The organism is Aquimarina algicola (assembly GCF_006443095.1).
Classification (GTDB): Bacteria; Bacteroidota; Bacteroidia; order Flavobacteriales; family Flavobacteriaceae; genus Aquimarina; species Aquimarina algicola.
The window spans coordinates 112,189-138,456 of the sequence record NZ_VFWZ01000009.1; the positions used below are offsets into that span (position 1 = coordinate 112,189).

General features: G+C 32.1%; 17 protein-coding genes. 9 read left to right on the plus strand and 8 right to left on the minus strand.

Going from position 1 to position 26,268, the window contains the following annotated elements; all coding sequences use genetic code 11:
• Window positions 1-3: 3 nt before the first annotated feature.
• Window positions 4-1,320, plus strand: a complete 1,317-nt coding sequence (gene pabB / locus FHK87_RS22355; RefSeq protein ID WP_140596988.1) for an aminodeoxychorismate synthase component I — start codon at window positions 4-6, stop codon at window positions 1,318-1,320.
• A gap of 45 nt (window positions 1,321-1,365) precedes the next feature.
• Here pabB and FHK87_RS22360 read toward each other — a convergent pair whose 3' ends face one another.
• The gene (locus FHK87_RS22360) at window positions 1,366-1,881 is read right to left on the minus strand and encodes a hypothetical protein (protein WP_140596991.1); all 516 of its coding nucleotides are present in this window, start codon (window positions 1,879-1,881) and stop codon (window positions 1,366-1,368) included.
• Between the two features lie 263 nt (window positions 1,882-2,144).
• Here FHK87_RS22360 and FHK87_RS22365 point away from each other — a divergent pair, with 263 nt between their 5' ends.
• Window positions 2,145-3,266 carry a sensor histidine kinase gene (locus FHK87_RS22365; RefSeq protein ID WP_140596993.1) on the plus strand — a complete coding sequence of 374 codons (1,122 nt, stop codon included), beginning with the start codon at window positions 2,145-2,147 and terminating at the stop codon, window positions 3,264-3,266.
• Window positions 3,263-3,997 carry a LytR/AlgR family response regulator transcription factor gene (locus tag FHK87_RS22370; protein WP_140596997.1) on the plus strand — a complete coding sequence of 245 codons (735 nt, stop codon included), beginning with the start codon at window positions 3,263-3,265 and terminating at the stop codon, window positions 3,995-3,997. The genes FHK87_RS22365 and FHK87_RS22370 overlap by 4 nt, the downstream gene beginning before the upstream one ends.
• A 54-nt stretch (window positions 3,998-4,051) precedes the next feature.
• On the opposite strand, the gene FHK87_RS22375 is transcribed toward FHK87_RS22370, so the two are convergent.
• On the minus strand, window positions 4,052-4,753 hold the full coding sequence (locus FHK87_RS22375) for a hypothetical protein (protein WP_140596999.1): 702 nt from the start codon (window positions 4,751-4,753) through the stop codon (window positions 4,052-4,054).
• A 149-nt stretch (window positions 4,754-4,902) separates the two neighbouring features.
• Between FHK87_RS22375 and tilS the strand changes: the two genes are divergently transcribed.
• From tilS to FHK87_RS22405, 6 genes are all read left to right on the plus strand, one after another.
• Complete coding sequence (gene tilS, locus FHK87_RS22380; RefSeq protein ID WP_140597001.1) at window positions 4,903-6,228, plus strand: tRNA lysidine(34) synthetase TilS; 1,326 nt, start codon at window positions 4,903-4,905, stop codon at window positions 6,226-6,228.
• Entirely contained in the window at window positions 6,228-8,210 is a 1,983-nt protein-coding gene (locus FHK87_RS22385) for a protein-disulfide reductase DsbD family protein (protein WP_140597004.1), read from the plus strand. The genes tilS and FHK87_RS22385 overlap by 1 nt, the downstream gene beginning before the upstream one ends.
• Window positions 8,211-8,310: 100 nt before the next feature.
• Window positions 8,311-8,955 (plus strand): Crp/Fnr family transcriptional regulator, encoded by a 645-nt coding sequence (locus FHK87_RS22390; protein ID WP_140597006.1) that lies wholly within the window; start codon window positions 8,311-8,313, stop codon window positions 8,953-8,955.
• 199 nt (window positions 8,956-9,154) lie between these two features.
• Window positions 9,155-11,524, plus strand: coding sequence for a spondin domain-containing protein (locus FHK87_RS22395; protein WP_140597008.1), 2,370 nt, complete (start codon window positions 9,155-9,157; stop codon window positions 11,522-11,524).
• Between the two features lie 202 nt (window positions 11,525-11,726).
• Window positions 11,727-13,577, plus strand: coding sequence for a CocE/NonD family hydrolase (locus FHK87_RS22400; protein ID WP_140597010.1), 1,851 nt, complete (start codon window positions 11,727-11,729; stop codon window positions 13,575-13,577).
• A 26-nt stretch (window positions 13,578-13,603) separates the two neighbouring features.
• Window positions 13,604-15,484 carry a DUF885 domain-containing protein gene (locus FHK87_RS22405; RefSeq protein WP_140597012.1) on the plus strand — a complete coding sequence of 627 codons (1,881 nt, stop codon included), beginning with the start codon at window positions 13,604-13,606 and terminating at the stop codon, window positions 15,482-15,484.
• A gap of 66 nt (window positions 15,485-15,550) precedes the next feature.
• Here FHK87_RS22405 and FHK87_RS22410 read toward each other — a convergent pair whose 3' ends face one another.
• The 6 genes from FHK87_RS22410 to FHK87_RS22435 form a co-directional block, all read right to left on the minus strand.
• Window positions 15,551-16,723: a hypothetical protein gene (locus FHK87_RS22410; protein WP_140597014.1), complete on the minus strand. Its 1,173-nt coding sequence runs from the start codon at window positions 16,721-16,723 to the stop codon at window positions 15,551-15,553.
• A 209-nt stretch (window positions 16,724-16,932) separates the two neighbouring features.
• Window positions 16,933-18,225, minus strand: coding sequence for an HlyD family secretion protein (locus FHK87_RS22415; RefSeq protein WP_140597016.1), 1,293 nt, complete (start codon window positions 18,223-18,225; stop codon window positions 16,933-16,935).
• Between the two features lie 19 nt (window positions 18,226-18,244).
• A complete protein-coding gene (locus FHK87_RS22420) occupies window positions 18,245-20,449 on the minus strand; it encodes a peptidase domain-containing ABC transporter (RefSeq protein WP_140597018.1) in 2,205 nt (734 codons plus the stop codon).
• A 197-nt stretch (window positions 20,450-20,646) separates the two neighbouring features.
• Entirely contained in the window at window positions 20,647-23,418 is a 2,772-nt protein-coding gene (locus FHK87_RS22425; protein ID WP_140597020.1) for an alpha-amylase family glycosyl hydrolase, read from the minus strand.
• Window positions 23,419-23,493: 75 nt separating this feature from the next.
• Window positions 23,494-24,588, minus strand: a complete 1,095-nt coding sequence (locus FHK87_RS22430) for a SusE domain-containing protein (protein ID WP_140597022.1) — start codon at window positions 24,586-24,588, stop codon at window positions 23,494-23,496.
• A gap of 30 nt (window positions 24,589-24,618) precedes the next feature.
• Window positions 24,619-26,262: a RagB/SusD family nutrient uptake outer membrane protein gene (locus tag FHK87_RS22435; RefSeq protein WP_140597024.1), complete on the minus strand. Its 1,644-nt coding sequence runs from the start codon at window positions 26,260-26,262 to the stop codon at window positions 24,619-24,621.
• Window positions 26,263-26,268: the final 6 nt, after the last annotated feature.

The window sequence follows — 26,268 nt, forward strand, 5'->3', positions numbered from 1 at the left end:
TAGGTGCGTAGCATTAAAAAATATACATTAAATCATCCAAAAAAATTCAAAGAACACTTACTGATTTGGGCTCAACAATTTGACGATGTTGCATGGTTAGATTCTAACGAACATTCGCAACAATATTCAAGTTATGATGCAGTGTTGGCCGTAGATGCATTAACATCTATTAGAACAGGTTATCATAATGCTTTTGAAAAATTATCAGAGTATCAATCACAAATCTCTGATTGGATATTTGGATATTTATCTTATGATTTGAAAAATGACGTAGAAGGACTCTCGTCAAACAATATTGATAACTTATGTTTTCCTGAATTATACTTTTTTCAGCCTAAAAAGCTTTTTTTATTTAAAGATAATATTATAGAAATGCATTATCTACGAATGGTAGATGATGAGATTGTTGAAGATTTTGATAAAGTATCCTTCTTATTTCATAAAATGGGAGAGAACACTCAAGCTAGTGATAATGATGATCCTTGTGATAAAATCAAAATCAGTTTGAGAATTACCAAAGATGAGTATAAAAGTCGAGTGAATAAAATGCTATCTCATATTCATAGAGGTGATATTTATGAAGCTAATTTTTGTCAGGAGTTTTTTGCAACGGATAGTTGTATTGATCCTTTAGAGACCTATAGACATCTTAATGAAATATCTAAAGCTCCGTTTGCTACTTTTTTTAAAACAGATCATTGGTACTTGCTAAGTGCTTCTCCTGAGCGATATCTTAGAAAAGAAGGTCAAAAAATTATTTCACAACCTATAAAAGGAACTGCAAAAAGAGCTGTAGATAAAAAAGAGGACAATGAATTGATAGATCATCTTAAAAATGATCCTAAAGAACGGTCTGAAAACATTATGATTGTAGATTTGGTTCGTAATGACTTGTCTCGAACAGCAACAAAAGGTTCTGTAATTGTAGACGAATTATGCAAAGTCTATTCTTTTGAACAGGTACATCAAATGATTTCGACAATTACCTCAGAAGTTAACAAAACTACTTCTCCTGTAGATGTGATCAAAACGACCTTTCCTATGGGAAGTATGACAGGAGCCCCAAAAATTTCTGCAATGCAGATCATAGAAAATCTAGAAATTACAAAAAGAGGAGTGTATAGTGGTGCTGTTGGATATTTTACTCCGCTTGGAGATTTTGATTTTAATGTTGTAATACGAAGTATTTTATATAATGAACAACAAAAATATATTTCATATACTGTTGGTAGTGCTATTACTGCAAAATCAAATCCAGATAAAGAGTACGAAGAATGTTTACTTAAGGCAAAAGCAATGAGAGAAGTTCTTGAAGCCTAAGAAAAGTAATATTTACAAACATTACTTTTCTTAAGTTATTGAATATTAGTGTATAGTATTAGTATCAATTTTTATATTTTTTACTTTGCTACCTTTTTGTAGTTGTACCTCGTATACTGTATTCAAATACTTTCTTTTTTTATATGAAGTAGAATATGTATTACCGATGACTTTCCAACCTTTATATTTTTCATAAATGGAAAAAATTAGATGTTTGGGTAGTGCCAGGTTATTAAAATGTTCTTCTGCCGCTATTAATGAGCCATTTTCATCATAGGTAGCTATTATTTGACCTTTGTTGGATTTGAAAGTGGCATTAAAATGTTCTTTAGATTTACCAAATTGATACACTTGTTTTTTACCCCATTTAGAAGCTAAATCTTCAAAATATTTTATGTGATTAGGAGTATTATTATTTTGAGTTTTTTCTTCAAAAGACAATGGAGTACTTTTTTTGATTTCAGTTTTATGAAATGTATTTTGTACCTCGGCGATCATATCTTGAGAATAGTTGATTGAGTTCGTAATGACTAGCATGATGGAGATGATTAACTTTTGCATTTTATTGATTTTTAATAGATTGATATGCTACAAATCAATAGTAAAAAGCAACATCTGTAAAATGAAATTGATTACCTGTCGTCAATACATGACTAAACCCCTATTCTTAGAAAGTTGAGTACAATTATATTTAAAAATAACTTAAAAAGCATCTTGTCAATAAAATCATACATCTCATCAATAAAAGTATACCTTTAATAATTGATAAATAGGTGTTTGTGTTAAATGTTGTACATTCGATTTAGGTTTTAATTAGGAATAATTTGAGTGTTGTTAAATCTATATATAGTTGGATAGTTAAATACAAAGTATATCACCTTGTATTTTGGTTTTTATATCACTTTTCTTGGTGGGTCGTTTTCAAAGGCGGGTTTACCAATGCATTTGATCAAATTAGTCAACCTTCAGGTTTTGTTTCGTTTACTTCATTTATAGTAATTCAAGCCATAGGAGTTTACTTCTGTTTGTATTATCTCATTCCTAAGTATTTAATTAAGTCAAAATACTTGATGTATGTTGTACTTGTAATCATTACTATAATAGTAATGGCTTCATTAATTTTAGTACCAAGTATTGTATGGTATTATTTTTTCCCATTAGAAGGGTATCAAAAGTTTCCTATAGAGGAACTATACAAAGTTTTTTTACACAACACACTTCCTTCTTCAATAGGATCTATGACGCTTGGTATGAGTATCAAATTAGCTAAGAACTGGTTGTCTTCTCAGAAAAAACAACAAATTTTAGAAAAAGAAAAATTAGAGACCGAATTAAAGTTTTTGAAATCACAGTTCAATCCACATTTTTTATTTAATACGATCAATTCAATTTTTGTTTTGATCAATAAAAATACTGATATGGCGACAGAATCTTTAGCTAAATTTTCTGAGTTATTGCGATATCAGTTGTATGAATGTAATGAGCATCAAATTTTATTATCCAAAGAAATATCATATATAAAAGGTTTTATAGAACTAGAAGAACTGAGACAAAATGATAATTTTATGATTCGATCTGAATTTTCTGTTGTAGCGTCAAATAATCTTTCTATAGCACCATTTTTATTAATGCCTTTTATAGAAAATGCATTCAAACACGTTTCGCAGTATACTGATAAGTCTAATATAATTGAAATAAAAGCTGATTTGATCGAAAATCAATTCATATTCAAAATTTCGAATACGGTCGATAATCATCACGAAGTTTCTAGAGATGCAGTAGTATATGGGGGCTTAGGTCTAAAAAATGTGAAACGAAGATTAGAATTATTGTACCCTAAATATTATGATCTAAAACTTAATCATAATGCCAACCAATTTTCAGTAGAACTTATATTAAATCTTGAAGAGTATGTTGCTCCTCAACTAACACCATACCAACTATGATAAGATGCGTCGTAATTGATGATGAACCTTTGGCAAGAGAATGTATAAATAATTATATTACAGAAATAGAGTTCTTAGAACAAGTTGGAGAAGGTACTAATCCAGTTGAGTTATCTAATATTTTGAATCAAAAAAAAGTTGATTTAATTTTTTTGGATATTCAGATGCCTAAGATCAATGGAATAGATTTTTTAAGAGACACTCCAAACCTTCCCATGGTAATTCTCACTACTGCTTATCCAAGTTATGCCTTAGAAGGGTATGATTTAGACGTGTTGGATTATCTGTTAAAACCAATTACTTTACAACGCTTTATAAAATCTGTAAATAAGGCTAATGATTTTTTTCAATTACAAAATGCCTCAAATAAATCTATGGTCGAAAATCATTCAGATGATTATTTTTTTATAAAGTGTGATCAGAAATTTGAAAAAATTTATTTTGATGATATACTTTTTGTTCAGGCACTACAAAACTATGTTAGTATTTATACTTATAACAGAAAATATATATCATTAATACCTCTTAAAAATGTAGAACAAAAATTAAAAGATAAATACTTTATCAGAACTCATAAATCCTATATTGTATCTATTCCCAAAATAAAATCTATAGAAAACCATGAAATCATAATTGACTCAAGTCGTATTCCTATAAGCCGACATTATCGAAAAGAAGTTAAAGAAAAAGTATTGCATGAGAAACTTTGGAGAAATGATGTAAAAGAATAACAAAACTATAAATGATTATAAAATATAAGTTTGTTTACATATTTGTTAATTTGATTATATTAAATTTCTTCTAAAACTCTTTCTTACATCAATGATAATTTCTTTAACGTGATTGGCGGACATGTCTTTGATTGTGGCAATCTCTTCAAAGTTTAATTTACCGAAAACAAAGAGATCAATAATTTTTGAAGTCTCAAGAGGTAGCCAGCTATAAAACTTACCAAGTAGTTTTTGTTTTCGAATATCTGATGATGGGACATCATGTACGGCTTTTAATATAGCAGAGTCGAGGTCGTCATAAACAAAGTTTTGTTGATTTTGTTCATCTTGATGATAACAAATATCATCTAACTCTTCTTTCATGATTAATTCGTTATCTGCTTCTACAGTGAAATTTTCTTCCAGTTTTTCGAGTTCATCTTTCAAAAAATGACTAGTACTAATACTTTTTTGATGCCAACCTTCTTTTACATGTAGTTCATCGATTTGTTCGTCTGCTATTTTAAAAAGTGTAAGTTCGAGAGATAAAGTATCTATATCTACATCTGGCTTATTATGATATAATTTTACTATAGCATCATCTATGATCCCATTAGAGCAATACATATTTTGTGGTAAAATTCCTATGCTTTCTGCAATATAAAGCCTATGCTTTACATATGGATGTAGATGCGGTACAATGGATAATAACTTTCTACCAAACTCTTTTTGATCATCATCGGTATAAAAATTCTGAAACTTGTCTATGTCATTCATTAGTGATTGATTTAAGAGTTGTTTTCTAAAAATAATCAAAACAAATCATATTTAGTGTTAAAAACTTGATAATCAGTAGTTGAAAGCTTTATTTTTAAAATTGTGATAGCCGTTCAAAATTGTATATTTGATGACACCAAAAAGATCTTATGCAGAATACGTTTTTACACGAGTTTAAAAACCATATTAATGATAGATTTTCTTTTCTTCTTAGGAGCAAATTGTTGATCGCTTGTAGTGGCGGACTTGATAGTGTAGTATTAGCAAAACTCTGTAATTTGCTTGGTCTAAAATTTAGTATTGCCCATTGTAATTTTAATCTAAGAGGTAAAGAAAGTGATGAAGACGAAGCTTTTGTGGCTCAATTAGCTTATGATTTAGACGTATCATTTCATAAGATACATTTTGACACAAAAAAATATGCCGAAGAACAAAAAGTTTCTATCCAAATGGCGGCTAGAACATTGCGGTATGATTGGTTTAAAAAATTACATACAGATAGTGGTTTTGATTTTATTTTGACGGCACACCACGCCGATGATAACCTCGAAACATTTTTAATCAATTTATCAAGAGGAACAGGAATAGAAGGTCTGGTTGGGATTCCTGAAGTTAACGATATTTTTATTAGACCTTTGTTACTGTTTTCTAGAGATCAGATACTAGATTATGCAACACATAATAACTTAGTCTGGAGAGAAGATAGTAGTAACTCGGACACAAAATACCTAAGAAATAAGATTAGGCATAAAGTTGTTCCTGATTTAAAGACACTTTCTCCTCAATTTTTATCTAATTTTAAAACTACAATAGGTAATCTTAAACAGACTAATGAATTTGTGAAAAGTCAGGTAAAAAGGATTAAAAATGAGATTTTACAAAATATTGATGACGATACACTCAAAATACCGATACATAAATTAAGAGAATATGGCCATCCCAAAACCTGCCTTTATTTTTTACTTAACGAATATGGTTTTAAAGCTTGGAATGATGTAGAACACATGTTAACTGCACAATCAGGCAAACAAATCTTTTCAGAAACACACAGACTCGTAAAAGACAGAGATTATTTGTTGATTACAAAAGTTAAAGCAGAAACTACCAATAGGGATTATAATATCCCTGAAGCAGAATGTATGCTTATGATCCCTTCAGGGACATTGAAAATCAAGCCTATAGAAGAGGTGGGAGAAAAAGATTTGAAGACTATTTATGTAGACAAAGAAAAGTTAAAATATCCCCTAACTGTAAGAAAATGGAAAGAAGGCGACTACTTTTATCCATTCGGTATGAAAGGTAAAAAAAAATTAAGCAAATATTTTAAAGATGAAAAATTATCTTTGTTAGCCAAAGAAAGAATCTGGTTATTATGCTCAGGAAAAGATATCGTTTGGATTATAAATTACAGAGCAGACAACAGATTCAAGATTATGCCTCAAACTAAACAAGTACTAAAAATTACAATAACCTGATGCGAAATTTAATATCAATATTAGCTCTTATACTAGTTTCTTTAGCCTCTTTTTCACAACCATTGGATCCAATAAAATGGTCTTCTAGTATAGAAAAAGAAAGTGAAAATGTTTATATATTATATTTTAAAGCTACGTTAGATTCTGGGTGGCATTTATACTCTCAAAATGAAGCAGAAGGAGATGAGATTGCGCCAACCCCTACAGAATTTACTTTTAATAGCACCTCAGATTCTTATGAATTAATAGGAGAAACTATCGAACCAAAAGGAATAGAAAAGTTTGACCCTATATTTGAGATGGATGTAAAGTATTTTGAAAATGAGGTTACATTTTCTCAAAAAATTAAAATCATAGATAAGAATATTAAAAGTGTAAATGCTGAGGTTTTCTTTTCAGTCTGTGATGATGAAAAATGCCTTGCACCAGATACAATAGAGTTTGCATTGAATCTTTCAGGGAAGAAAACTGAATCTGAAACAACAAATACAATTGTTTCTGCAGAAGATCAAGCAAAGTCAGAGGCACTATATATTGACATAAAAGGCAAAGAAAAATTTGTTTCAGATCAGGTAGAAGAAAAAAGCTACATTACCATTTTTGCTTTAGGTTTTTTAGGAGGTCTAATCGCATTATTGACTCCTTGTGTATTTCCTATGATACCACTTACTGTATCTTTTTTTACTAAAGGAGCAAAAGACCGTAAAAAAGGATTATTTAATGCAATTACCTATGGTTTTTTCATTTTTACAATTTATGTATTGTTAAGTTTACCTTTTCATGTACTAGATTCTTTAGATCCCGAAATACTGAACAATATTTCTACCAATGTCACTTTGAATGTTATATTCTTTGTCATATTTATCATTTTTGCAATCTCATTTTTTGGCTATTTCGAAATAACCTTACCGGCATCCTGGAGCACAAAGTTAGATAGCAAAGCAACCAGTGTAGGAGGAATTATAGGGATATTTTTTATGGCATTAACACTGGCGCTTGTATCGTTTTCTTGTACAGGTCCAATTTTGGGATCACTGTTAGGAGGCTCATTAAGTAGTGATGGTGGAGCGATGCAATTAAGTTTTGGAATGGGAGGTTTTGGATTAGCATTGGCATTACCATTTGGATTATTTGCTTTGTTTCCTAATTGGTTAAATTCTCTACCTAAAAGCGGTGGATGGCTTAATACTGTAAAAGTAGTTTTAGGATTTATAGAATTAGCATTAGCCTTCAAGTTTTTATCAAATGCAGATTTGGTAGAACATTGGGGATTATTAAAACGAGAAGTATTTATTGCAATTTGGATTTTTATAGGCTTAGGTATGGTATTATATCTTTTTGGAAAAATTCGTTTTCCACATGATAGCCCTCTGCAAAAACTAAGTTTAGGAAGAAAAACATTAGGAGTATTTACATTATTGTTTGTCATGTACTTGATTCCGGGACTTACAAATACTGCTTATGCCAACTTAAAATTGCTGAGTGGTTTTCCACCTCCATTATTTTACAGTTTATATGAAAAGGAAGCGCATGGCCCTTTAGGCTTGAATGCGTATACAGATTTTGAAAAAGGTATAGATGCTGCAAAGACTCAAAATAAACCGATCATGATAGACTTTACAGGATGGGCATGCGTCAATTGTCGAAAAATGGAAGAACAAGTTTGGAGTCATCCCGAAGTGATCGAAGTATTAAAAAGTAAATATGTGTTGATCTCGCTTTATGTTGATGATCGAGAAAAGCTATCAGAACAACAACAATTTAACTTCCTAAAACCAGATGGAAGAATCAAAAAAATAAAAACAATTGGCGATAAGTGGGCCACTTTTCAAACCCTTAATTTTCAGAATAATTCACAACCATATTATGTTTTAATAGATTCAGAAATGAATCTGCTAAATCGCACTACAGCTTATACACCAAATGCTGATGAATATCTTGATTGGTTACAAGAAGGATTGAATAATTATAAGGTAAAATAATTAATCTGTATTTTGGTATAGGTTTTTTTTTTATTATAAAATTGTAAATAACCATTAATTTTTCGACTTATTTAATAACGCAACCAAAATGAGTTGAAAAATGCGAAATGAAAAAATTGAACTTTCTAAATGTTTTCCATTTATAAAAAAAGAATTGGAGGAAGAAATTTTATCCTTTGGTCAACTTAAAATAATTCCAAAAGGTAAACATGTCGTCAAACAAGGAAGTTATTTAAACTTTCTACCTATAATCTTAGATGGTTTGATCAAAATGTATGCAGAAGAAGAGGAAGTAGAATTTTTGTTGTATTATATCCATCCGGGGCAATGTTGCATCCTAAGTTTTAATCACTTGTTTGGCAAAGAAGCAGTAAGATTCTCTGCACTAACTGAAAAAGAAACAACAGTGCTATGCCTTCCAATTGAAAAAGTCAAAGAATGGTTTTTTAAATATCCATCTTTTACGCAGATCATTTTAAAAGATTTTCAACGTAATTATGAAGACCTTTTACAAACAACAAAACAAGTAGTGTGTTATAAAATTGAAGATAGACTCGTAAATTATCTTACTAAAAAAGCAAAACTACAAAACTGTAATATGATACAGATGTCACATCAGCAAATAGCATCTGATTTGGGTACATCCAGAGAAGTAGTTTCACGATTAACAAAAAAATTACAATCAACAGATTTATTAATTCAGCATAAAAGACATATAGAACTTAAACCTTCTATTCTCACATAAATATAGATTCACTTTTATTCTTTTTTAGGCGCTATTTGCGCCTATTGGTGTTGATGTTATTTTGTTTTTAAGTATCTGTAAATCAATTAATTAAATAACATTTTTTTAACATTTTATAGTGACTTTTGTCACTGTAACTATGCATGTCTACAGATTACATTTGTGATATGTCTAAAAGAAACAAGCAAAATAAATGTTTATGAAAAAAATTAATTTTTACTTATTGTTAGGGGTATTAGCATTTGCCTCTTGTAGTGACGACGACGATGCTACAACACCTCCGGATGGAAACCCGGACGGAACTACCAGTAATGTGGTTTTAAACGAAGTAAGATATCAAGGGACAGATTTGGTTGAGATTTTTAACCGAGGGACCGAAGAGATTGATCTAAGTGATTATTGGTTATGTTTAGGGCCTGGTACTTATGAAAGAATAGGAACAATAACCCCTCAAAGCGGTAGTATTGTTCTTCCTGCCGAAGGATATTTGGTATTACCTTATGATTTACCAGATACAGAAGGTGGGATTGGTCTATATTCTTCTGACGAATTTACAAACGCAGATGCATTAGTAGATTTTGTACAATATGGAGCCGGAGGAAGTGCAAGAGAAAATGTTGCCGTACAAGCAGGTATTTGGACTGCAGGAGAATTTGTTCCCACTGTAACTAATGCAGATAATAGTATCATTTTTGATGGTGATGGTAATGGAGCAGGAAACTGGGCAGAGACGACTACAGTAACTTTTGGTGAAGAAAATGTACTTACGATGCCTAATAATGAAGTTCGTTCTATAGTGATTAATGAAGTGAATTATGGTGAAGATAAGAAGATAGAGCTATGGAATAATGGAACTGTTCCTGTTGATTTAGGACCTTACTGGCTATGTCTTGGTCCAGGTCAATACTTACAAATCCAAAATGCTACGACCGATAAAGAAACCTCAGAATTAGCACCTGGAGAGTTTTTAGTAATCGATTGGAATGAGTTAGGTGATAGTGAAGGATTAGGGCTATATTCTACAAATTCATTTACAAACCCAGATGCAATTATTGATTTTGTTCAATGGGGAGCCTCAGGTAGTGCACGAGAAAATGTAGCTGTTGATGCCGGGATCTGGACTTCAGGAGATTTTGTAGAGTCGGTAAGACTACCTAGCTATAGTATTGCCTATGATGGTGAAGGAGACGCAGCTTCAGATTGGTCAGAAGCAGTTAATCCAACTTTTGGGATGGGTAATGCAACTCCTGTTAATAGCACAACGTTTAGAGTAACGATCAAAAATACAGTAAATTATCTGAATGTACATGTGTTTAATACACCTGTTGGAGCAGGAAGTCCCGGTCCATTAGGAATTAATGGCGCACAATATCAAGTATCTTTTCAAGCTGTTCCCGGAACCAAATTTACTCCTGTAACAATGATGGGTAATAGTAATGATTGGTTTTTGGCACCAACAGATTTAGAAGGAATTGATTTATTTCCTGGAGGGGTAGCACTTAATAATGTGGATATTGCAGATCAACTGTCATTGTATGATTTAGGAACAGAAGCAGATGGAGACCCAAGTACTTTTCCTTCTGCAGGAACCAATGTAGGACCCGCAGATTCAAATACATCAGTACGTTTAGTACCAGGTAGAGGAACAGGAGACATTTATGTAACAGCCGTATTAAATTATACCAACGGTGATGGAAATTCAGCAGGAACTTTTACACTTACCATTACTGCAATTAATGCACCAGATTCTGGTATGGCAACCAGTCAAGATAATGGTTTTGTAGTAACTCCGGGAATGGTCGTACTACACGCACAGCCCGAACCATTATTTACAATTGGAGAAGCAGATAGAGGAGTAGGTTTAGAGCGAATTGCAGAGGATGGTATGCCAGATATGTTATATAACTGGTTTACCGAAACAGGTTCACAAGGTACACCATTAAGGCTTTCTTCTTCATTAACACCATTTTCTCCGGCTTTGATATATGCTTTCAATACCGATAGTGATCCTTGGTTTACACAAGGTGATACAGCAAAAGCCTCAAGTGGACTTGAAGAAATTGCAGAAGATGGTGATAGAATGGTTGCTTATAATTACTTAAAAGATTTAGGAATCCCGGTTGCATTACCAGCAGAAGATGGACCCATTGGTCCGGGAGGAACTTTTACTTTTACAATCCAAATACCAGAAGGACAAGATTATAAATTAGGATTTGGAACTATGTTTGTAAAATCTAATGACTGGTTTATAAGTACAAATAATATTGGTAAGAAGTTGTTCAACGATAACGGAAGTCCTTTTTCTGGTGTTGCCGAAAGTGCAAGAACTTATTTGTATGATGCCGGAACAGAAGATGATCAGCCTGTTGGATTTGGAGGTGATCAGGTAATGAATCAGAGTGGACCAAATACAGGAGCAGCAGATGCAGATACATCAATAAGAAGAGTTTCTGCTCTCGATGATGTTCAATTTGGAAAAGGGGTGATCAATAGTGGCCCTGGTGTAACATGGTTTGGTGATCCAAGAGGAGGGTATAATTTGATAGAAGTCGATATCCAACCTCAATAGTCAAATTCGTGATGCTAAAATTTTTATATCAAGGATATAAATAGAAACGTAAACAAGTAAAAACCTTTGACAATTATTGTCAAAGGTTTTTTTATGATATAATAAGTTTATCCAAATAAAGTACATTGTTAAAATATACTTAAAGGTGTCTAACTCACAATTCCATTTTTTTATCTTCCTAAACAAACTAAATTTAATCAAAATGCAACTTACAATTCGTATGCTTATCAAAAGCATATTATTTTTATGTACAATTTCGTGCTATTCTCAAGAGTCAAATTCCTATAATGTTAAAGAGCACTATACCAAAAAGGAAGTCGATATTGTAATGCGAGACGGGATCAAACTTCATACTACTATATATACTCCAAAGGACACTTCAAAAAAGTATCCTATTATCATGCAGAGAACTCCATATAGTTCAAAACCGTATGGTGAAGATCAATTCAGATCAAAAATAGGACCTAATGAATTTTTGATGAAAGAAGGTAATATAATCGTCTATCAAGATGTTCGTGGTCGTTGGATGAGCGAGGGAGTCTATGATAATATGAGAGCCTATATACCTAATAAAAAAGGAAAACAGTTTGATGAAGCTAGTGATACTTACGATACTATTGAATGGTTGGTCAATAATGTTCCAAATAATAATGGAAAAGTAGGTACTTGGGGAATTTCTTATCCAGGTTTTTATGCTACATACTCATTGCTAGATGCACATCCTGCGTTAAAAGCAGTTTCACCACAAGCTTGTATAGGAGATTTCTTTTTTGATGATTTTCATCACAATGGCGCTTATTTATTGAGTTACTGGAGAGTTACTGCACTTTTTGGTTACGAAAAAACAAAACCAATAGATAAACCATGGTACACATTTACAGAGTTACCAACCGAAGATCAATATCAATTTTTCTTAGATGCTGGTCCTCTCAGTAATCTTGATCAATATTATAAAGAAGATAATGTTTTCTGGACTCAACTCAAAGAACATCCTAACTATGATGAATTTTGGAAAAAAAGAGGAATTATTCAACACCTAAAGGATATAAAACCTGCAGTTATGGTTGTTGGAGGATTATTTGATGCTGAAGATTTATACGGACCATTTGAAACGTATGAAAATATTGAAGATAAAGGCGATAACTATAATATTATGGTTTTTGGTCCTTGGAGTCATGGGGATTGGGCTAGAACAAAAAAGCGCCAAGCTGTTGGTAATGTTTATTTTGGTGATGATATTTCGTTACACTTTCAAAAAAATATAGAAACTCCTTTCTTTAATCATTTCTTGAAGGGAGAAGGAGATGGAAAAACTGGATTACCAGAAATTCAAATTTTTGATACCGGAACAAAAGAATGGAATTCGTTTGCAAACTGGCCACCAAAGAATGTTGAAAAAAAGACATTCTACCTTTCTGAAAATCAAAAATTATCAACAACTAGCACCGAAGGATTTGAAACGTTTATTAGTGATCCTAAAAAACCGGTTCCTTATTCTGAAGATATTAAAATGGTATTTACACCAAGAAAATACATGACAGATGATCAGAGATTTGCAGCCAGACGTCCAGATGTATTGGTTTTTGAAACTCCGGTATTGACAGAAGACATGACATTATCCGGTGAAATACTTACAAAATTAAAAGTTGCAACATCTGGTACAGATGCAGATTGGATTGTAAAGTTGGTTGATGTGTATCCTGGTGATGCCAAAGATACTCAAGAAACACAATCTCATCTCAAAATGAGTAATTACCATATGATGGTGCGTAGTGAAGTAATGCGTGGACGTTTCAGAAATGATTTTAGCAAACCAGAACCGTTTGAACCAAATGCCAAGACAGATGTTACGATCAAGATGCAAGATGTTCACCATACTTTTAAAAAAGGACATAAAATGCAAATTCAGGTGCAAAGTACTTGGTTTCCTTTGATCGATCTAAATCCGCAAACATATGTTCCTAACATTTTTAAAGCAAAGGACTCAGATTTTAAAAAACAAACACATAAACTATATTATGACTCTTCTATAGAAGTTTTATTGTCAAAATAACTAATGAACCCTAATAATTATCACTCATGAATAACATAAAAACAATCATATTTTTATATCTATTTGTCATTGGATTAGTAGGTTGTAAAGAAGATCAAAAAAAAATCGAAGCAATTAATGCTACACCTACCCAGTCACTAGAAGAACATTCTAAAAAACTTAATGATTGGTTCGAAGCTCAATTTCAAGAAGAGGTTTCAGAATCTCCTATGAGACAAACCTATTTAGGGATGAAAACTGAAGATTATGGTAAGTGGGATGATATGTCTTCTAAAAAAGATGCAGAGAATCTATCAAGAGCAAAAAAACGATTAAGCTACTTAAAAGACTCTGTAGATACTTCTCAATTGGATAAAGCTACACTGCTAAGCTATACGTTGATGAAACAAAGGCTTGAAAATGAAATTGAGGATTTTAAATATAGATTTTATAATTATCCTGTAAACCAAATGCATGGGATTCAGGCAGAGATTCCTGCTTTTTTGATCAATATGCATAGAATAAGTAATAAAAGCGATGCAGAAGCCTATATTTCTAGATTAGATGGTATGGATGAGCTTTTTGCTCAGGTCATATCAAATATAAAAATTAGAGAAAAAAACGGAGTGCTACCTCCAAAATTTGTATTTACAAAAGTACTTAACGATTGTAAAAATATCATCAAGGGCAAACCTTTTGATACTTCTAAAAATGAAAGTACGTTATTAGCAGATTTTAAGAGTAAAATTGCAAAACTTGACTTTTCTGAAGAAGAACAAAAAGAGCTTGTGGCTAATGCAGAAAAAGCTTTGTTAGAAGGAGTGAAACCAGCCTTTGATAGTTTGATTACATTACTAAACGGGCAGCAACAAAGAGCCACAACAGAAGATGGGTGTTGGAAATTTCCTAAAGGTACTGCATTTTATAATAATGCTTTAAAACGTACTACAACAACTGACATGACAGCAGAAGAAATTCATCAGTTGGGACTTAAAGAAGTAGAGCGGATTCATAATGAAATGAAAGCAATTATGAAACAAGTTGCTTTTGACGGAACACTTCAGGACTTTTTTACATTTATGAAAGAAGATAAGCAATTCTACTTTTCAAATACCAAAGAAGGAAAAGAAGAATATCTGGGTGAAGCGGTCAAACTTATTGATAGTATGAAATCTAGACTTGACGAATTATTTATCACAAAGCCTAAAGCAGATATCATTGTAAAAGCAGTAGAGCCTTTTAGAGAGAAAAGTGCAGGAAAAGCTTTCTACCAAAGAGGTACCCCTGATGGTTCAAGACCAGGTACATATTATGCTAATTTGTATGATATGGAAGCTATGCCTCGATACCAAATGGAAGCATTGGCGTATCATGAAGGAATCCCGGGGCATCATATGCAAATTTCTATTGCACAGGAACTTCAAGGAATCCCTAAATTTAGAAAGTTTGGTGGGTATACTGCCTATACAGAAGGGTGGGGGTTGTATAACGAATTGTTACCCAAAGAAATAGGGTTCTATAGCGATCCGTATTCTGATTTTGGAAGACTGGCAATGGAACTTTGGAGAGCTTGTAGATTAGTAGTAGATACAGGAATACATGCTAAAAAATGGACAAGAGAAGAAGGAATTAAATATTATACAACCAATACTCCTAATGCAGAAAGTGATGTTATAAAAATGGTAGAAAGACATATTGTAATGCCTAGTCAAGCTACCGCATATAAAATTGGAATGAACAAAATTCTTGAATTACGTGAAAACGCAAAAAAAGAATTACAAGATCAATTTGATATTAGAGAATTTCATGATGTAGTTCTTACAAATGGTGCTGTACCTCTTAATGTTTTGGAAGAATTGGTTAAAGATTGGATTGCAAGCAAAAATGCTAAAGAAATTAGTGCTGTAGATACTTCTACTTCAAAATAATTTGAAGATATCAATATAGTATAAACCTTCAGGAATTATTTCTGAAGGTTTTTCTGTATAAAACGATTAGTTTTTAATACGATCAACTTTTTTGTTAACCAACAACTCTAATTTAGAACTTAGGTCAGTTCTCTGTGTATTGCGTAGTGTGGTTTCTATATCTAATTTCTTGTTGTTCTCAAAATTGGTTAGTAACAGTTCAAATTCTTGATCTCGTAATTCAACATAATGAGTCCAGTATTCTAAAACCTGATTGTAAAAAGAATCTTCTATAGGTTGTTGTATATATAATTCTATTTGTGTAATCGCTTTTTTAAGTGTGAGAATTTCTTTTTGATTTTCTTCCTTTAGATGTTGAATTTCATTTTTTATATCATTGAGAACGTCTGTTCTGTGTTTTTTGAATTTAGAGGCTCTTCCTTTTTTCACTTGTTCATTATATAAGAGCACGTTTTTTAAAAATGAATCATTAACCTCTTTATTTTCTATAATGTTTATACAATGATTTAAAAATACAGATAAGAAAGATAATTCAGATGTATTATCTTTATGATTTGATGTCGTTTCATTTTTGATATGATCTTGATACTTTTTAAGTGTTTTTGATTGGTCGGATATTGAGATGGTTTCATTTTTATGAATACTTAACCATGCCAGTGCATATAAACCTTCTTTTTTAGAAAGATAACCGGTAGTCTCTTCATTCTTAAATACAGCATACCAATAGCTGCCAAACCCTGTTGCCAAAACTAGAAGATCAGTTAGAGTTTCATCATTAAAAAAAAGTTCTTTTTGAGCTAATAATATATAGTGAGAAAGTTCATGAGCAAGGGTATATACCATTTTATCATGATCTCTTAAAACAGACATCTCTATTGATACAATATATTGATTTTCTTTTTTTTGATATGTTCCTAACTTTAAATTTTCTGTTTGATACAGGTCGGCTGTTTTAAAAGCAGTTGTATCATCATTTTCTTGATACTGTAACGGTTTTTCCCAGAAAAATTCTAATACAATAGGATCTTCTTGTAATCCTAAAACCACTTTTATATCATCAAAAATAGCTTGGCAATTTTCTTTTTGATCTACGTAAGATGCTTTGGTGTCAATAGATTCTATAATATTGAAACTACCAAAAGTATCTGCACCTAGCAACCTTTCTAAAAATAATAATTTGTGTGTGATGGTTACAATAGCCTCTTCTTTGGGTAAATGATTTTTTTTATTCCAGAACATTTTAAAATTACTTTGATGTTTTAGGGATACTTATAAAAAGTATTTATATAAGATGAATTAAGTATTAAAGATAGATGTATTTATCTTTAGATGTTTTACTGTTTTCAGTGAAAAACAAAAAAGGCTAGTATTTATCTAAAAGTTCCTTCTAAGTTATTTTCTTTTTTGAAAAGTTGTAAATATTCAAAAAGGATCGAAGTAAAAAAATATTACTTGTCCATTAGTGTTCTAAATTGATAGAAGAAACGTTCGATAAGCCTTAAGTCTTCTGTAATAATTTCTACTACACCTCTCATCTCTTGTTTAAAAGGGATTTCTTTGTCGTAGGTAGTTATCAATTTTTCAGGTAATTCTACATCGATTAAATATAATCCATCTTTATCAGGAAGTAGTGAAATATGTTTTACTTTACCTTTTAAAGTCCCAAACTCGTTATCTGGATAGTTTTCTAATTTGATATTAGCAACTTGACCTATTTTTATTTTCCCTGAGTTTTGCGATGGAGCTTTTATTTTTGCTAAATAAGAAGAATCTTCAGATGGAATAATAATAAATACAAGATCACCGGAAGAGACAGTTTGGTTTTCTGTCCAAAAATTAAGAAAAGAAACCCTGCCCTCTATATCCGATGTAATCACATATTGTAACTCCCAATCTTTGATACTTTTCTTAAGTTGTCCAAAGGATTGTAGTACCTTTTTGAATAAACTGACCTCTTCTTTTCTTTTGTTGATTTCTGTACCTTTTGACGTTTTGGTAGCATTACTAATACTTTCTTTTATTTGAGAAAGTTGAACATCATTGTTCTCGTAATTACGTTTGAATTGAAGGTATTCTAATTCTTTACTTTCATACTCTTGTGCAGAAATAACTCCTTTTTCAAAAAGGTTTTTTTGGCGTTGCAACTCTTTGTAATTAAAATCCAGTTCTGTCTTTGATAGCTTTTTTTGGGCTTTAACGCTTTCTAATCGCCGATATAATTCTGATAACGAGACTTGATTGGCAATAGCCTCATTAGAAAAAGGTTGCAATTCTTTATTTAGAATATATTCAGAATAACTATTTTCAAAAAGTGCATAGCTGGTTTCGATATCTCCCAAAAACAGTACAGGCAGTTTATCAATGGGAAAAACAAAAGAATCGCTATTTACTTTTATGGTATCTACAATTGATTTTAGTAAAAAAACATCTTTATAATTTGCACTACTTTCTAAAATCGCCAGTGGTGTGTTTTTAGGAATAATTTGATTGTCTTTGACCAAAATAGACTCTATTCTACCAGTTACTTTGGCATATTCTTTTTGAGGGGGAATTCTTGTTGTAATAATTGCTTCTGCGGGGATAACATCTGGATATTTAACTAGCCATGATAAGAATAGTAATAGTAAAACTAAAGCCAAAATTAATAGGTTTCCCCATCTAATCATCCAGTGTGGTACTCTAGTAAGTATTTCTTGTACTTCTTCACTACGTAATTGTATGTCGTCTAATGATTCTGGCATAATGTATTGTGGTTACCTGTTATTTACCCAGTTCTAACTGATTTTTTACCAAATGATAATAGTTTCCTTTTTGTTTGATTAATTCTTCATGATTACCTACTTCGATGATTTTACCTTGATCAAGTACAACAATTTGATGCGCATTTTTTACAGTACTTAATCGATGTGCGATCACCATTACAGTTTTATCTGTAAAAAATGTATCAAGTTTCTCCATTATTACTTTTTCATTGTTAGCATCTAATGCAGAAGTAGCTTCATCAAAGAATAAGAATTTAGGATTCTTATATACGGATCTGGCTATAAACAATCTTTGCTTCTGTCCTGTACTCAACCCAATACCTTCCATACCAATTTTGGTATTGTACGATAGGGGTAATGATTCTATAAAATCTTTGATATTAGCAACATCAACGGCATGTGCTAATTTCTTTTTATCTACATAGTCATCTCCTACAGCAATATTATTGGCTATTGTATCATTAAAGATATACCCTTCTTGCATGACAACACCAAAATGATCTCGCCAGGCTTTTTGTGAGACGTTTTTTAGGTCATGTGAACCAATAAAAATCTGTCCTTCGTCAGGATCGTAGAATTTGAGCAATAGCTTCATCAAGGTAGTTTTTCCGCTACCACTTACTCCTACAACAGCCGTTATTTTATTAGCAGGAATAGAGAGATTGAGTTCTTCTAAAACGGGTTTGTCTGATCCAACATATCTAAAACTTAAATTTTTTATAGTAAAGCCAGAACTTTCTGGGATTTCTTTTATTTTTTCGTCTCCTGCTTGTTCTTCATCTTCTTTATTATGGATTTCTCCTAAACGTTCTAATGAAATTTGAGCATCTTGTAATTCTCTCAAAAAATTAATCAATTGAGAAATAGGAGCATTCAACTGCCCTACAATAGCAGTAATGGCCAACATCATACCTAGTGTAATATCTCCATCAATTACAAGTTTAGCAGAAAATACGGTAATTAAAATGTTTTTAAGCTCATTGATAAAAGAAGAACCTACACTTTGATATTGTTCTAAAGCTAAATTTTCGATAGAAATCTTAAATAGTTTTGCCTGTACAAATTCCCAATTCCATCGTTTTCTCTTTTCGGCGTTATGTAGTTTAATTTCCTGCATACCGTTCACCAACTCGATCACTTTACTTTGCTCTTCGCTAATTTGTGAAAACCTCTTGTAGTCCAGAGTTTTTCGTTTTTTGAAGAAAATAAGAATCCAGACAAAGTAGAAAAAGCTACCAATAGCAAAAATTCCAAAAATGGGAATACTATAATACACTAGTACAATACTGAATACAACAAGATTTACCATAGAAAAAAGCACATTGAGTGAAGACATGGTAAGGATCTGTTCTATTCTTTTATGATCATTGATCCGCTGAAGCAAATCTCCTGTCATTTTTACATCAAAATATGATATTGGTAAATTCATCAATTTGATGAAAAAATCTGATATAAGAGAAATATTGATACGAGTACTTAGATGCAACAAAATCCAACTACGTAATACATCTATTAACGTTCTACCAACAAATAGAGAAAGCATTGCAATAAGTACAAGATATACAAAGTTTAAGTCTTGATTTTTAATACCTACATCTACGATGCTTTGTGTTAAAAAAGGTGTGATAAGCTGGAGAATACTACCGGCAGTTAATCCCAAAATAAGCTGAAAAATAAAAGCTTTGTATTTAAAAACATATTTAGAAATAAACTTGAAACCAAATTTCTCATCTTCTTCATCTAGGTTATCACTATAAAATTTTGGAGTCGGTTCTACAAGCAGCGCGACACCTTCTTCAGTATCTTTATTTGCATTATTACCAATCCAGGATTTTAAAAACTCTTCTTCGGTATATGTAATCAAACCATGTGCAGGATCAGAAACATAAATAGTCATCTCTCCTTTTCTATTGGTTTTAATCTTATACACAACAACATAATGAACTTTGTTCCAATGTACAATACAGGGTAGTGGTACTTCGTCTAGTTTTTCTAATGATAACTTGACTCCAAGAGATCTAAATCCTATCTGTTCTACAGCATCACTTAGCCCTAATAAAGAACTTCCTTCTCGTGTAGTTTCACTTAATGCTCTAAGATTTTGTATGTTTATGACTCTCCCGTAGTGTTTAGAGATAATTTTTATACAAGTAGGCCCGCAATCTTTGGATTCTGTTTGCTTATAAAAAGGAAATTTTGGCATTAAATACTATATCATTAATTTTTTTGTGTAAAAAACATCTTCTATTAAAGAAGACGTTCTACAAAGTAAAGTAATTCTTTTTAATTTTTGTATTGTTATATCGTTAATAGAGAATTTATATTGATATAACGATCAAAGGACACTTATTTTAAAGTGTCCTTTGATGGTCATTGTATTAAGGTATATCGTACAATAAATTACTTTATGCTAAGCTTTGTAACATAATTTTTAGTATTGTTTTCCACTTTTATAATGTAAAAACCTTTAGAAAGTTCGCGTACTGGGAATTGTTGATGAGGAGCAAATTTTCCTTCAAATTCCTTGACTAAAATACCTCGATTATTGAATATGGATATTTTTTCGGCTTTTTCTCTCAGCGCAAAAGTACTTCTAGTTGGGTTGGGATAGATAACAATACTTGGCTTTTTTGGTCTTCGAATACGAGGAAAATAAGGCCTATCTCCATAAATTTTGAACTCACCGGGTTGTAAAGTGATTTTTGCATTCACATCTCGTATAAAAATAGCTCTTTTTCTACCGTCTAAAAGATCAAACCAAAACCCTCTATTTTGAAATTCAGGATCAATTTCTATAGGTTCTACTCCAAAGTTTCCTATAATGGTTACATTTTTAATTCCAGGGTGATTGAAAGATGAGCTTGTAAGATGTATTGATTTTGCAGTATCAGAAGAAGTATTAAGTGTAAAGTTATTGGTCTGAAAAACAGGTTCATTCTTCTTTAATGCAATTAATTTTGAATATAACTCGTAAACAGCTTTTCTATTGGTATCCTCATAATAGTCCCAACGTATTGGTTTAGGACTTGTTCTACAACCATCGCTAATGCTATTGTCTTCGCAAGCATTAATACTAAAATCGTATCCTAATTCTCCAAATTGCCAAATCATTTTAGGACCTGGTATTGTAAAATAGAATGCCCCAGCCAGAGAAACTCTTTCTAAAGCGGTTGTAAGGTTTTTTACAGAATAGTCGGCATTACTATTACCAAATTGAATGTTTTTGTACATTAATCTTTCTTCATCGTGACTTTCCATGTAGCTTATGTTAGAAGGAGTATCCCAACCTCTTGATAGATATGAAACAGCACTAAAATCAGAATTATCATATCCCATTGTAGCTTGATTGTAATTAAAATTGTGATTACCCCAAACAAGCATTCCCTCGTTTATTAAGATAGTTTCCTCTTCATTTGGAGCAAAATGTTCTAATATTACATACGCTTCTGAGTCAATATCTTTGATTTGGGTATTCATGCGTTTCAAAATATTGATCCTACTTTGATCAAAAGCGCCACCATCACCAATTGTGTTGGTAAACCCTTTAGTAAAATCAAATCTAAAACCATCAATATTATATTCTTTTAACCAAAATTCATTTAATTGATCAACGTACTCTTGAGTTGCTTGAGATTCATGATCCATGTCATTAAAGAATGAAAATGAGGTATTTGTATCTCCTATATTAAAAAAAGGATTCTCAGAAGTTACTTTACCGGTATAACAACCGTTACAATCATTCCACATTCTGTAATACGGATTTTGGCCAGTAGCGTGATTATAAACTACATCTAATATCACAGCAATTCCTCTAGAATGACATTCATCTACAAATTCTTTAAAGGCAGTAGGGGAGCCATAATATTTATCTAAAGCCATATGAAATGAAGGATTATACCCCCAGCTAATATTTCCATCAAACTCAGAAACCGGCATTAACTCAATAGCATTGATACCGAGATCTTGTAAATAATCCAAACGATTTTTTACAGCTTCAAAAGAGTGCAATTCATCAAAATCCCTAATCAATAATTCATAGATAACTAAATCTGTTGTTTTTGGTCGGTTAAAATCTTTTACTTTCCAATCATAAGCATTTTCATTTGTTTTGAACCAAGAAACAGCATGCTGTGTCTTTCCTGTAGGGTAATCGGGTATGTCAGTAAACGTATTTTCATCTATAAAAACATCATTAAATTCTGAAAGAATTAATGTAGAATAGGGATCTGCAATTGATATACTTCCTTCTACAACATATTGAAAAAGAATATCAGAATTATTTGGGAGGTTATTTAGCGTAATCCAAAATCGATTTTGTTCAGTATCCTTATTGAGAAGATATTTATCATCCAAAGTCCAATTGTTATTATTGAAATTACCTTTTACATGAACAAAGTTTTTTTCTGGTGCATATAGGACTAAAGTTACAGAAGTAGGGTCTTCTGGATTGATATTTATACCATCTTGCATACCAATAGGAACAGGTGCTTCATTGATTTCTGGAGAGATTAATGCAGAAAACTGTTTTGATATTGTATTTGTAGTGTTAGGGTCATTTGCTGTTAATATAAACTCTGTATCGTCTTCTACTGTATATTCATAATCATAGTTGATAATTCCCTGTTGAATGTTTATGATTACACCATTGGCGGTCAATATGAAATCTGCTGGGATAGTTGTATTTGCTTTAATTGAAAAAGGAGAGTCTCTATCTGCAATAGTGATGTTTTTTGACGGTTGAATAAGTGATAGATCAAATGCACCGACATCTACAACATTGTCTTGTGTTTTTTTGTCTCCGGAACCATCTTTTGCCTTGGCTAACATTCCAATTCTATCAATTCCTGTTGTATTGTAGAATATCGATGGTGTAAAAGTAAAAGAGTACGTACCATCACCATTGTTTGTAAATTTGTTGGCTTCGTTAGAATTTATCCATTCTCCATTAGTTGGAGCATTATTAGCATTATTGCTTCCCTGCTCAAAATACCAAGCCCATAAATAAATGTCTGTTACTCCCCATATATTCGGATCAATATTAGAAACCGTTATGGTAATTTCGTCGTTTTCTTCAAATATATCCGGGGTAATTGTAAATGTTGCATTTTGCTGTTGAGCATTGATAATGTTTACTACAAAAAGTAGAAGAAATAAATGAATAGTTTTTTTCATGATTTGTGGTTTTAAATGAGAAAGGTTGCTTCTTGTCAGAAACAACCTTTTATTTTAATTAGCTAACTCATAATTTTAATTTTTAACTATGGTATACGTATATCTTCTTGGGTTACTAAAATCAACATTGATAGTATAATTACCGGCAACTCCAATCGGGATAGCATTATTCTCTTCGGTATTTAAGAAACCTCCAACACCTCCAAAGCTGATATCCCATGCATCGTTTGCTCTAAACATGATTTCTCCAACAGATAGATCTAGAGTTACAGACCATATTTTGGTATCTTTATCATAAACCATATCATGATCTTGGTCAGGCCCTGATTGTTCTGGTGCAAGACCAAGAGGAGTAGCAGATCCAGTTACAGCCCAATCTGTTTTGGTGAGTGAATATGTTAGATCTTTGGTATCAGCTTCTACTTTATAAAAACCAGCTTCAGCAACAGGTAAATTGTTTTCTCCATCTCCATCAAATAAGATACCCTCAGTAGATTGAAAACCATAATCTGTAAACACATTCCACTCCGGACCTTCTATAAGTTTAAATTGAGAGTCGTCGTTTGCAAAATAAACATATCCTTCATAATTAGTATCTCCTATTTTTGGAGCAGCAATAGTTGGGGTTTCTGGATCACCTGGACTCCAGTCGTTTCCATAACCACTTGCATTAGCATACCCGCCCGGTAACCAAAGCTTATTTGGTAATACAATGAGCACAAAATATGGAGTAGCAGTCAAGGTAATTGTATCGGATATAAGTTGATCAGCATCAGCACTTCCCAAAGACGATTTTACTCTCAATTCTATAACTCCCTCTACATCCCAGCTTAGACCGGCTCTAAGCATTTGACTATTCAGCTCTCCTAAATTCCATTTATATTCTGTGCCCGTAGTTTTTGTAACAAAAATTGGATTTGAGAAATCCGTACCCGGTAATGCTATTTCTATTGTATAGTTTACGGTTGTATTAATACCATAATCACTCTCATTCCACGAAATAGATATAGAGTCTAAAGCTTGACTTTCAGAAAGCTCTAATTTGATATCTGTGGTTGTTAATTGAACAGTTTCATTGGGTTGAGAGATAATTTTATCATCATCATTATCACAAGCAAACGATAACAGCGCTATAGTTGCTATGACCGAAATTTTAATTAAATTTTTCATTAGAGTGATTTTTTTAATTCATAATTTTGATTAGAATCCTGGATTCTGTTTAAGGTTTGGATTTGCCTGCAATGCTTCTAATGGAATAGGGAACAAGTTATAATTTGCCGGGATGGCTGTTCCTTCTGCAGTACCACCTTTCCAAGGCCATATATAAGCGCCTCCTGTAAATCTTTTAAAACGAATTAAATCCTGTCTTCTATGACCTTCGTAGTAAAGTTCGCGAGCTCTTTCGTCTATAATGAAGTCTAGGGTTAGTTCAGCATCAGAGATGTTACCAGAATCATCTCCATACGCTCTCCTTCTTAATTCATTAATTAAATTTAATGCAGTAGCTCTATTTCCTCCACCATTATTAAGATGTGCCTCTGCATACATTAAATATGCATCTGCTAATCTAAACATCGGGAAGTCTATGTCTGATGCATTCATCACCGGAGCTGTCCCTTCTGCATAGCTATTTCTAAATTTGGTAGTAGGATACCCATTATTCCATTCTCTGTAATCCCCCATTTCAAAACTATGTCCAGCAGTAAAGAAAATTGCTCTTTTATCATTATTTTCATCAGACTCATCAACACCTGTATCAAAACTATTATCATTAAGTGTTCCGAATAATCCGTATAACGCTTTTGTACATCGGTGACCAGCCCAACCATTTTGAGCACCTAAGTCAGCAATACTATATAATAGAGGACTATCATCATCATTTGGATCCGCTTTTACATTCATTGTCTCGGTATTATAGCTTCCATTTACCAAATAAGTAGTATTACCAAACGATTGAACATTGTTTCGATCTCCTATCAGTGGAAAAATAATTTCAGGAGAAGTGAAATTATCTCCTTGAAAAACAGATTGATAATTATCGTCTAGAGAGAAGTTAGAATCATTGATAACTTCTTCAGAGAGACTCAAAGCTTTATCGTATTGAGAAGTTCCTGTATATACTTCTGCATTAAGATAAATTTTGGCTAATACCATATTAATTGTAGCCTTGTTTGCTCTACCATATTCATTAGAAGCCGGGATTGTTTCCTTGATGGCTAATAATTCATTTTCTACAAACGTAAATACTTCTGCTCTTGTAGATTTTTCTTTTAAAGCACCACCAATACCATCTGCTTCTGTCACAAGAGGGATTCCCCCGAATAAATCCATACCATGATAATATGCTAAAGCTCTAAGAAATCTTGCTTCTGCTCTGATGATTTCTTTTTGTTCAAAATCTAACCCTTCAGTTTCAAGCATAAAATTATTAATCTGCCCAACCTGAAAATAAATTCTGTTGTACATGTATCCCAGAAATTTATTTGTAGATACCCAACCTGAAGTTGTCGTTAGAGGATCTAATCCATCATCTCCCCATCTATTTTTTACCAAGTCAGAAGTCATTTCCTGAAGATTCCAAAGGCTTCTAAGGTATACTGTTGATCCTGCATCATCACCAATAATATCGGTTAACTGATCATCTCCCTCAAGTGCACCAATACCATGTAGGACAAGACCTCCATATAGTTTAGCAAGAAGTCCTTTGATGGCATCAGGATCTTCTTCTAAAGCGGCACCTAGTGTTTGTTCTATTTCTGGTTCTGTATTAAGATCATCTGTACAAGATGTTATGATGAATACAGAAAGCAATACTAATATTGTCAAATTCTTTTTAATATTCATAGCTAA